Source organism: Candidatus Cardinium hertigii (assembly GCF_050864915.1).
In the GTDB taxonomy this organism is placed as follows: domain Bacteria; phylum Bacteroidota; class Bacteroidia; order Cytophagales; family Amoebophilaceae; genus Cardinium; species Cardinium hertigii_D.
In genome coordinates this window covers 1-11,635 of the sequence record NZ_JBOZWY010000009.1, presented here as the reverse complement: position 1 = coordinate 11,635, position 11,635 = coordinate 1, and the positions used below count along the sequence as shown (strand labels likewise).

Sequence of the window (11,635 nt, the reverse complement as noted above, 5' to 3'; positions counted from 1 at the left end):
CAAAAGTAGATGCTTGTCTTTTAGCTCCGATTAATTGTCCTTTTTGAATGATTCTAATATTTTCGGTTCTGTCGCATTTGTTTTAAGGCGTCAGTTAATTTATTAATTTTTAGTCAAAAATTGACTAAAATGTTTAGTATTGCCCGTAGATTATATGCCATATTTTAAACGGATTTTTGTTCATCACCAGGTTTAATCCTTCGTATTTGTGTATATGAAATTGTCGTTTTCTTTAAGCTTATAGAGACTTGGAAGAGATGATGCATATGAGAGGCGCAAAGATTGATCATTCTACTTTACAAAGGTGGGTCATTAAGTTCAATTCCCCTCATAGATCAATGAAGTAAAGAACAAAGAAAACAACGCCCAGGTTGGTAGTAGCTGGAGGAATGGATGAAAGCTTACGTAAAACTAAATGGTAAGTGGATTATTTATATAGAGCAGTAGATCGTTATGGAGATACAGTTGATTTTTTTCTAAGTGCACGTAGAGACAAGTCTGCAGCTCTTTCTTTTTTTCGTAAGGCTATCAAAGATAATAACACTCCATACAAAGTGGGTATCTGACAAAAGCGATAGGTAATAAGGCTGCCTCTTGATACGTTAAAATACAGAACTAAGATTCAAGATCACAAAAGATTCAAAATATTTCAAAAACAAATGCTTTAAATTATAGAAGTCGAACAAGATCATAGATTCATTAAAAAAACGGATAAAACCTATGTTAGGATTTAAGAATTTTCATTCGGCTAACATTACCATTACAGGAATAGAAAACATTATAATTATTCAAAAAGGACAACTAATCGGATCTAAAAAACAGGTATCTACTTTTGAGAACTTTGCTAAACTTATGGCCGCATAATATCCAAATTTCAAGACAAGGGGGAGAACTATACAAAATTAAATACAGATGCGACAGAGCCAAACATAGATATAGTTCAATTTTTCTATCTATCTATCTATCTATTTATTTATCTGTTACCTATGTCCACGCTTAATTATACAGAAGCAAATATCCGCTCCCTATCTTGGCAAGAACATCTTCGGTTACGCCCTGGTATGTATATTGGAAAATTGGGAGACGGAAGTCTACCAGATGATGGTATCTACCTACTACTCAAAGAAGTAATAGATAACAGCGTAGATGAATTTGTAATGGGCTATGGAAAAAAAATTGAAATAAAAATATCTGACAGTAAATATGTTTCTATTCGAGACTTTGGAAGAGGCATTCCATTGGGGAAATTAATAGATTGTATTTCTAAAATCAATACAGGCGGTAAATACGACACCCAAGCTTTTCAAAAAGCTGTAGGATTAAATGGTGTAGGTATAAAAGCAGTTAACGCCCTTTCTGCCTATTGCAAAGTACAATCTTTTCGAGATGGATTAACCAAATCAGCCACTTTTTCTGCTGGCTTGCTCTTAGAAGAAGCTGAAATTTGCTCCACTCAGGAGCCAAATGGTACCCATGTGGTATTCCAACCAGATCATGCCATTTTTAAAGAATTTTCTTTTGTACCCCAATTTATACAAGAACAAATAGCCCATTACAGTTTTTTAAACACTGGGCTTATGCTTTACCTAAATGGTAAAAAATACCAAGCTCGAAATGGACTTTTGGATTTATTACAAGCCAAAACAGCTGCAGAAAGCTATCTTTATCCCATTATCCATTTAAAAAAACAAGATATTGAACTAGCATTTACACATCATCATACGCTTGCCAATGAAGTCTATTATACTTTTATCAATGGGCAATTTACGCCTCAAGGAGGGGCCCATTTGAATGCTTTAAAAGAAGCCATTGTACAAACCGTACGAACTTTTTACAAAAAAGAGTTTGACGGAGCGGACATCCGTGGAGGATTAATAGCTGCAGTTGCTATTAAGGTCCAAGAGCCCATTTTTGAATCCCAAACCAAAACAAAACTTGGTTCACAACAGATGGGTCCTGAAGGGCCAACCATTCGTAGTTTTATAATTGCTTTTATCAAAAATGCATTAGATGACTTTTTACACAAAAATACACCGATAGCGGAAATTCTACAAAAACGTATTTTGCAGTCTGAACGTGAACGTAAAGCAATAGCTGGCATTAAAAAACTAGTCCATGAAAAAACAAAAAAAGCCAACTTACATAATAAAAAATTAAGAGATTGTCATATCCATTTTAACTCTAGCCATCCCAATCGTTTGGATAGTACTATTTTCATTACAGAAGGCAATTCTGCAAGTGGTTCCATTACTAAATCTCGTAATGTTGCCACACAAGCTGTATTTTCATTGCGGGGTAAGCCCTTAAACTGCTTTGGGCAATCTAAAAAACTAGTTTATGAAAATGAAGAATTTAATCTATTGCAACATGCTTTAAATATTGCCAATGGACCGGATGGATTGCGCTATAATAAAATTATTCTTGCTACAGATGCAGATGTAGATGGCATGCATATTCGTTTGCTGATATTAACCTATTTTTTACAGTTTTTTCCAGAACTTGTATATAGTAGACATCTGTATATATTAGAAACACCTCTTTTTAGGGTACGCAATAAAAAAACCACCCATTATTGTTACAATGAACAAGAAAAAGAGGTAGCCATACAGTCACTGGGTGCACAACCTGAAATTACCCGTTTTAAAGGACTAGGCGAAATATCTCCTGATGAATTTGCCCATTTTATAGGTGCAGCTATTCGGCTGATTCCTGTTACGTTGGTGCCCCATAGTGCCTTAAAAAATATACTGGCTTTTTATATGGGAAAAAATACGCCAGAGCGGCGGGATTTTATTATTAATAACCTTAAAATAGAAGAAAGTTTATCTGAAAGGCAACAAAATATCTATTCGAATGAGTCGTCAACAAGGAACAAATAGGGCTCTGTCGCATCTGTATTTAATTTTGTATAGTCCTTTCCCTTGTCTTGAATTTTGGATATTATGCGGCCATAAGTTTAGCAAAGTTCTCAAAAGTAGATACCTGTTTTTTAGCTCCGATTAGTTGTCCTTTTTGAATGATTCTAATATTTTCTATTCCTTTAATGCTAATGTTAGCCGAATGGAAACTTTTAAACCCTAGCATGGGTTTGATCCGTTTTTTAATGAATCTATGATCTTGTTCAACTATTGTTCAAGTATTTGTTTTGAAATGTTTGAATCTTGTGATCTTGATCTAGTTCTGTATTTAATGCATCAAGTGCCGCTTTATTACTACCGCTTTTGTCAACTACCACTTTGGATGGAGTGTTATTATATCTGATAGCCTTACGAAAAAAATAAAGAGCTGCAGACTTATCTCTACGTTCACTTAGAAAAAAATCAACTGTATCTCCATAACGATCTACTGCTCTATATAAATAAATCCACTTACCATTTAGTTTTACGTAAGTTTCATCCATTCTCCAGCTACTACCAACTGGGCGTTTTCTTTTTCTTACTTCTTGATCTATGAGGGGAATGAACTTAATGACCCACCTTTGTAAAGTAGAATGATCAATCTTTGCGCCTCTCATATGCATCATCTCTTCCAAGTCTCTATAGCTTAAAGAAAAACGACATTTCATATACACAAATAGAAGGATTAAACCTGGTGATGAACAAAATCCTTTAAAATATGGCAATAATCTACGGGCAATACTAAACATTTTAGTCAATTTTTGACTAAAATTAATAAATTAACTGACGCCTTAAAACAAATGCGACAGAACCGAAAATATTAGAATCATTCAAAAAGGACAATTAATCGGAGCTAAAAGACAAGCATCTACTTTTGGTAACTTTGCTAAACTTATGGCCGCATAATATCCAAATTTCAAGACAAGGGAGAAAACTATACAAAATTAAATACAGATGCGACAGAGCCGTTTTTTTTAATGTTTACTTATGAAAGATTTTAAATACCTAATAAAAATATATCCAGGATCAGACCAATTCCATACTTACTTGTATCACTTTTTACCAGAAGCATTTTATAAAAAACAGCTATTTAACTTTGAGGTGTGGCAATACATTTTATGTATAGGCTGGGCCCTTATGATTTGGCTTACCTATAAAATTATGCCTTATTGCTTGAAACTTATATTATACAAATGGATCCGGAACGCCAATGCTAGTTTCCATAAAAAAAGATTGGCTATAGAACGGTTATTGATTCTAGTGGTAAATATATACTTGTTAAAACAAGGTCTTACCGTGTTCCAATCTGAATCTTTAGACTCTTTGATCAATCGCATTATAGATGCTTGCACTTCATTTGTAGGAATGTGTTTGGCCTATGAATGCATTAATTTAATACAATATAAGCTAAAAATTGACAAAAAACATCATAAGTTTATGATCCATATTTTGCCTCTTTTTAGCATAACCGCTAAAATCATTGTAGGTATTGTGGGTTTGATAAAAACAGTTGAAAACCTTGGATTTGAAACAAAATCCTTCGTTCAGGCACTTTCTTTTAGCACATTGGGTCTTGGTTTAGCTTGTCAAGATACTATTAAAAACCTCTTTGGATCATTGATGATTACAATGGATCGACCTTTTAGTGTAGGTGATGAAATTGTTTGTGGAGGCATTCGTGGGAAAGTAGAAGAAGTGGGATTACGTTCCACTTTATTGCGTACGAGGCAAGGATCTTTGGTTTACATACCCAACGCAAAATTAGCCGATGCCTATATTGATAACTTCGGTAAAAGAACGGCACGAATGGTTTCTCTGGAAGTGCCGATTGGGTATGCCGTATCTTTGGAATCGTTACAAAGATTTACAAAAGAATTACGGGAAATTGCCGATGCGCAACCATTGGTACAAACAGAAAAAACAACCATATACTTTGACAAAATGAATGAAAATGGATTTATAATTATTTTTAATTTCCATTTAGATACTACTGAAAGCAGTCTAGAGCATGCCTGTAAAAATAGGGTGATAACGCTTATCTTAGAACGTGCCCATCAACTTGATATACGCTTAGGATATGATAAGCGGTTTTTTGCTTCTACACTTCATTAAGCGTTGCATCCAGTGCATACATCAGATCTTGCCCATCTTCAATTCCACAAGATACACGTATAAAACCTTTGCTTATACCAATGGATTGCAGTTGTGTTGCATCCATGGTTCCATTGGACATTACAATCGGATAAGAGATCAAACTTTCTACGCCACCTAAATTGGCACCAAAACTCCATGGACGGCGCAGTGATTGTATAAATTTGCTACTGGCATCTGCTCCACCTTTCAATACAAAGTATAACATTCCACCATGTAATCCATTTTTATGTTGTCTATCTGCCAATGCTTTTTGTGAAAAACAAAGCAATCCTGGATAGCCTACTTTTTCTATCTTACAATGGCTTGCTAAAAATGTAGCAATTTGCGCTGCATTTTTAGACTGCTCTCGTATGCGTAAGTGCATGGTCTTGATGGATTGTAAGGTAAAAAAAGCAACCATAGGACTCATAATGCTTCCATGTCTATTTCTATAGGTAAAAATTTGAACGCCATCTTTTTCAGATGCACAAGCTACTGCGCCACCAATGGTTATATTATGTCCGTCATAGTATTTGGTGGTAGATTGAATAACCATATCTACACCAAATTCCAATGGGCAAACTACCATAGGTGAGGCCAGTGTACTATCACACACATGTTTGGCACCTACCTGATGGGCCAATCGACTCACAGTAGCTAAGTCGGTCAAAGCAAGGGCAGGATTGGTGGGATATTCTGAAAAAATCAGCTTAGTATTAGCTTGTATAGCTGCTTCTATTGCTACTAGATCTGTAAAATCTACAAAAGAAAAAGTTACGCCCAGTTGGCCAAAAAGGTCGCGGGCCAATTCTTGTGTAGTGCCGTAACAATCATTTGGTAAGATACAGTGGTCTCCATGGCGTAAAAAAGTGGCCATAGTGGTAACAATAGCCGCCATACCCGAACCAAAACAATACGCCACTTCTGCTTTTTCTAAAGCAGCAATCTTTGCTTCCAGTACCGCAACCGTAGGATTTCTTGAACCAGAATAGGAATGCCCTTTTTCTAGATAGCTTTCAATAGAGGCTTGTACAAATACAGATGATTGAAAAATAGGGGTAAGCATAGCACCCGTATGGGGTTCTGGCTCGACACCAGCATGTACCATTTCAGTAGCTACTTGTAAACGTTTAGTAGCCCATTTATGGGGACTAGAAAAAGATATTGGATTGGGCATGGTATAAAAAGTAATATAAAAAGCAATATAAAAAGCAATATAAAAAGCAATAAGTTTGGAATAGTATCTTTAAGATTGGCTGCAAATTAAAAAAAATAGCTGGGAAAAGAAAAATAGTTCTCCTCCTATATAAAAAATAGCATGTCGGGTTACCAATATTATTGGTAGATTGAATAGCAATAATGTTAGCACTTTGGCTTACTACCCAAAGTGTATGCAGACTTCTAAAGGTAGGATTGAAGCTATGTGCAAATTATTTGTTTTTAGATGTACAATAGTTAAAAACCAATTCTAAAATTGGATAAAAAAGCAATGCATTTGGCATAAAGTGCTTGAAAATATTTAGCTTTATAGGCCAAACATCTTGATTGTATATGAAAATCCATTCCGTTCGTCTTGTATCCAGTAGCGCGCGTTACCAAGCATGTCCCCGAGAGACCAGACCAGAAGTTGCTTTTATAGGTCGTTCCAATGTAGGAAAATCCTCTTTAATTAATGCCCTTTTGCAACGAAAACAATTGGCCAGGGTGTCTAAAATGCCTGGGAAAACAAAACTAATCCATCATTTTTTGGTCAACAATCAAATCTATTTTGTAGATCTTCCAGGATATGGATGGGCACAAGTAGGACGTGCGACAAAAATACAATGGGAAAAAATGCTACAAAGCTATCTTCTGTATAGACCCAATATGATTACAGTTTTTTTGTTAATGGATGCAAAAATTGGTCTACAATCCATTGACCTTGAATGTATAAGGTGGCTAGGGGTACATCGTATCCCTTTTGCCATTGTACTTACAAAAGCAGATAAAAAAAATAAAAGGGTGGTTCAAAAACATTATATGGCCCTAACGGTTACTTTAAAAGAAGACTGGGCCACCATACCACCGATTTTTATGGTTTCTGCACATGATAGGGTAGGGCTGGAAAACGTTCTAAACTATATTCAAGTGGTTACACAACCCCAAAAGGCAGATTAAAAAGATGCTACCAAAACTTCTTAACATAACCAAAACTTATACCAAAAAGAGCCAGATTTGTAGATCCTGTTTGTACAGGTTGTTGATAAAGCTTGGCATGCATGTTGTAAACTTTTGAAATCCGATAAGAAATTTCCCAATCATTGATAAAACGAGAGTACTGCCCTACGGTACTGGAAAGTTTGAGATCCTCTGACAGCAGTAGATAACTCACTTTAATCTTTGTTCTTTGCAATATATTTTGGTCCTGATGCTCCAATTGATGTATACCTAGATCAGTTTCTATTGCTAGATTGGGATGGATGATTTTGGAGGCCATATCTTGTATCCTTTGGGAAAGCAAGTCATTGAGACTATTGTTTAATGCAGCCCAGCCATCTATTTTTTGCTCATCATAGATTCTTTTAGCTATTATCAAACTTAAAATTTGCCTATTGAGATAGTGTTTGTCTAATAATGCCTTTGCGGCACATGCTTCTAGAGCGGTATTTAGTTCAAAATCCATACTTTTTACGGGAAAGAAAAGTTGATAAGCAATATGTGGATGGGTCAACTTTCCATATGCAGAAAGAGAAATTTTTACTGGGATAGGTCGCTTGTCATTACTTTTAGGGTATAGTGCTATTACGGATGCCATTTGCGTGTAGGATGCTTCAATATGGACCATGCCTTCTTGTGGATAACCGTTAAAATTGACTTGGCTATTAGGTGCAATGGTAAATGTTTTTTGAATGAGATTATAAACAGAAAGGGTATAGGTACCACTTTGAAAGAGGTAATTTCCCATTACATATGGCTTACGATTGGTGCCTGCTTCTAGTTGAATCGCGGCAGTGCCTTGGCCTTGTAAGCTATCGCTCATATTGGGATTAGAGCCAAATAACACTTGAGCCTTTACAGTGGGTTGTATGTTTAGGTCAAGGATTAATTTAATCATTGCGCCATCTTCACTTTGAGCGGGCTGATCTGTCTGTTTTTTTCCTTGCTTATAAATAAACTGTACCAATTTTGTTGTATTGTCTATATTTTCTTTATCGTGTGCTACAATTGTAAAGGCGCCTTGGTCAGTTGTAGCGTTTATTTTGACGAGTAAATTATAGATAGAACCTTCCATTTGTAAAGTCCCAGTAGCATATAGGTCTCCATAGAAGTCGGGATTATGGGTTCGAGTGGTATGCAGCAGATGGAAAGTTTCCATACGACCTCCAAACATTAAAGGGAATCCATTTTGTAGTGCAACATATCCAGATAAGCTTATACGCCCTGATGCATCATCTCGGAAATCAAGTTGGTTCAGGTATAAGCGATTCTCTCGAATCTTGATGGGGCCAGTTGCTTGGCAACGACTGTTCAAGTAGTTAATGGTAAATTGTCCTTGATCTATCCGTCCTTTGCCATTTATTTTAGGTGCACTGAGCAGACCAGTTAGTCGAAATGCACCACTTAGTTTACCCTGTATATCTGAACAAGCGGATGCAAATAAGGGATTTAGTAGCTTTAGATCCATTTGGTTAAATGTAGTGGTAATGGCTAAGTTATCAGCAGAATGGTTGAGATAATAATTCCCCTCTATCTCCACCAATCGTTGAGCTGCTTTTTGTAGCGTGCCTGTTAACGCTAGTTTATTTTCTAATACATTCCAATCTATCTTTAGGGTACCTACCGCATAGTCTTGAATCGTTGCTCCTTTTATACGTAAGCTACCAGTTGGAATAAGCTGATTTTTTTGGGCTACGAGCTTTGCCTCTATAATGCCTTTAATCGGACCTACTGATGAAGCATAGTGTAACGGAAGATCGTGTATGGTGCAATATAAGGGCGTTGTAGTAGCTAATTGAGTAAGGCTACCGTCCATGTAAATAGATGCTTGACCGTTGGTTATGGATAGCGCTCCAATGTCTATGACCGTTTTGGAAATAAAACTAGGCCTTTTTGCTTGTATGGTCCATATTTGTCCTTTAGTCGTTAGCCTAGAAGGGAGTAGATCTATTTCTATCCTATCATCTCTAAGGGTACCTGAACAGGCTATGGATAGATGGCTATCCTGGTGGACCAATTTATTTAAAAAAGTAAATTTATCTTTGTCCATCCGGAATTGCAAATCTAGATGATCTGTTTGAACGATCGAATGCCAATTTTGCTTATCTGAAGCAATGGATAGTTGCACCAAGCGCTTTTTAACATCCATGAGATGACCGATGTTGAGTTTTACCTTGATATTTGTCAAGCTAAACTGCTTAAAACGGAAGGTGGACGCATTAGGTAGTGCTAAAGAAAAATCATAATCGGTATTATAAGCAAAATGACCCGAAAAAGTTGTAGCAGGCGATATATGTAGATGATATGAAAACCAATTTAAGATTGGGTCTATCTTTTTGCAATGGATGCTGTAATCTAGATGCAATTTAGCAGGCGTCGCAGCCAGATGTTCCGAATTTTTAAGTCGCGCAATGAAGTGCTTTATATGACTTGCTAAGTCTTTAATGGTAAATTTCCCTTCTAGCCTACCGTCTATAAGGGAAGAAGTCAGGGTAAGCAGATCTTTTTTGCCATGTTGGAGGGCATGTAGGACAAGTTGTTGACAGGTTACTTTTTGGGTCGATCTTTGTACCACACATTCCTTTAAGCTAATTGCTCCACGTGGACGTTCACTTAATAAATCTTTTATTTTCAACGCAAATTGTGTACTACCTGTCAAAGGTGTCGCTACCCAACCAAGTTTTTCTAGATTGATCTGTTCAATAATGCCCTTTGCCCTTAAATAGTTATTAGGGGTTATATGATAGCGGCCAGCTAGGGTTAACTTTGCGTTTGGATCTTTGCTATCCAAAGTAAATTGTACCATAGCATTGGCCACCATACAAGAAGCCTTTATCTGCTGATAGCTATAATCGTTGGTTTCTATCTCTGTTAGATACGTTACTGCATCTAGGGTATTGAAGTCGTTCCCTTGCGTTTTTATGGTCACTTTTCCAGAAAGGGCTTTAATCGGAAGAGAAGGTAGGACAACCCCTAAGGCTACCTTATGTAAGGTTAGGCTACCGGTTACCGTTTGTATGGCTTTACCTAGATAGTGTAGGGTTAGATCTGTTTCTATAGCGCCTATATCGGTTGCAATATGGCCGGTTAAGGTAGATTTTTGGATATTCCCTACAAAAGTAGCATTGGTTAGACCAATGTATTGCAACCTATTCAAGTAGACCGGCATCTGCTTTTGGAGGTCACTTAGATAGACCTTACCCCTTTTTATGCAAACTTTTGCATCCACTCCATTATAGCAGCCTGTACTTTCAATGTAGCTATCTGATGGACCAAAAACCAATTTGCAATTTTTCCATACCATATCATGAGGAGTTAAAGAGAAAAGACCATTTAACCTATATAAAGTATGCGCCCCTTTAAAAAAATCTGAAAATTTACTTAATTCAATGGATGATACAGCAGTTTGATGCAATACAGCCTCTAATAGAATATTTTCCTTATTCTCAATCAAGGGAAGTTGCTCGGTCTGCTTTAATGTGAAATCGCCTTGTAGACTGCTATGTTTGGTCATCAAGTGACAATTTTGTAGCACTATGCTATGGGGGGTAATGGTAAATTCGGCCATCATCTTTTTCAATACCAAGGGAAGGCCATTGGTTGTTTGGTAGGAAAGCGTTTCTAAGCTACCTGAATAATGGTCCGAAACAGATTTAAAATCGTTTATAGATAGATCGATATTGGCTACGCTAATATTTTTTCTATTGATTTGATTGTGGTAATATAAGTTGATGCCATGTAATGCAAGCTTATGGATCGATAGTGTTGTATCGGATGCTGGTACAAAGGGTAAAATAGCTTTCGTATAAAACGTTTCGATATTGAAAACTTTCGCTTTATTTTTTTCTAAGTAAACTGCAGCTCCCTCTATTGCAATAGAATGGATCATATTGGGCTTAAGCAAAAGTAAATCCAATAGATTGAGTTGACCTTTACAGCCATGAATGGAAAATAGAGGGTTGTTTTGAGGATCTGTAACGGTTATGCCTACGAATGCAAGCTGTCGGAACCAGGTTAAACGAAATTGATCACAGGTAATGCGGTAATGGGTAGTTTGATGAAAATAGTTGAGTAGACTACTAAGCAGTTGTTGCTGGAAAGCAGGTATATGGCATAAACCCATGAGAGCTACTACGAGTACAGTTAGACTGTACAAGAGCTTTTTAACTGGTTTTAAACACCATTTTTTAATTCTATTAAAAGACTTTTGTATCTTTTTCAAAACAAGTTAGAAGCAGTATCGAAGCTATTGGAATGCGTATTTACTGTAATGATAAGATTAATTGCATCCAGATCCAATCTTTAACTAGATAAAAGTTGGTTCTGTCGCATCTGTATCTAATTTTGTATAGTTCTCTCCCTTGTCTTGGAATTTGGATATTATGCGGCCATAAGTTTAGCAAAGTTAC

The 11,635-nt window shown here is 36.4% G+C and carries 5 protein-coding genes and 3 pseudogenes; 5 read left to right on the top strand and 3 right to left on the bottom strand.

Going from position 1 to position 11,635, the window contains the following annotated elements; all coding sequences use genetic code 11:
* Positions 1-129 precede the first annotated feature (129 nt).
* Together ACRRVD_RS04255 and ACRRVD_RS04250 are read left to right on the top strand one after the other, a co-directional pair.
* A pseudogene (locus ACRRVD_RS04255) lies at positions 130-864 on the top strand (IS6 family transposase).
* 122 nt (positions 865-986) lie between these two features.
* A complete protein-coding gene (locus ACRRVD_RS04250) occupies positions 987-2,879 on the top strand; it encodes a DNA topoisomerase IV subunit B (protein WP_432461875.1) in 1,893 nt (630 codons plus the stop codon).
* Between the two features lie 61 nt (positions 2,880-2,940).
* On the opposite strand, the pseudogene ACRRVD_RS04245 reads toward ACRRVD_RS04250, so the two are convergent.
* Positions 2,941-3,646, bottom strand: a pseudogene (locus ACRRVD_RS04245) (IS6 family transposase).
* A gap of 64 nt (positions 3,647-3,710) precedes the next feature.
* Between ACRRVD_RS04245 and ACRRVD_RS04240 the strand changes: the two are divergent.
* Positions 3,711-3,803 (top strand): annotated as a pseudogene (locus ACRRVD_RS04240) (IS6 family transposase); the annotation flags it as partial.
* An 81-nt stretch (positions 3,804-3,884) separates the two neighbouring features.
* Complete coding sequence (locus ACRRVD_RS04235) at positions 3,885-5,009, top strand: mechanosensitive ion channel family protein (RefSeq protein ID WP_432461874.1); 1,125 nt, start codon at positions 3,885-3,887, stop codon at positions 5,007-5,009.
* On the opposite strand, the gene ACRRVD_RS04230 is transcribed toward ACRRVD_RS04235, so the two are convergent.
* Positions 4,996-6,207, bottom strand: coding sequence for a trans-sulfuration enzyme family protein (locus ACRRVD_RS04230; RefSeq protein WP_432461873.1), 1,212 nt, complete (start codon positions 6,205-6,207; stop codon positions 4,996-4,998). The two genes, ACRRVD_RS04235 and ACRRVD_RS04230, sit on opposite strands and share 14 nt — an antisense overlap.
* Positions 6,208-6,581: 374 nt before the next feature.
* On the opposite strand from ACRRVD_RS04230, the gene yihA reads away from it, so the two are divergent.
* Positions 6,582-7,187, top strand: coding sequence for a ribosome biogenesis GTP-binding protein YihA/YsxC (yihA, locus tag ACRRVD_RS04225; protein ID WP_432461872.1), 606 nt, complete (start codon positions 6,582-6,584; stop codon positions 7,185-7,187).
* 7 nt (positions 7,188-7,194) lie between these two features.
* Here the strand turns inward: yihA and ACRRVD_RS04220 are convergent, their stop codons facing one another.
* Positions 7,195-11,349, bottom strand: a complete 4,155-nt coding sequence (locus tag ACRRVD_RS04220; protein WP_432461871.1) for a translocation/assembly module TamB domain-containing protein — start codon at positions 11,347-11,349, stop codon at positions 7,195-7,197.
* Positions 11,350-11,635 lie beyond the last annotated feature (286 nt).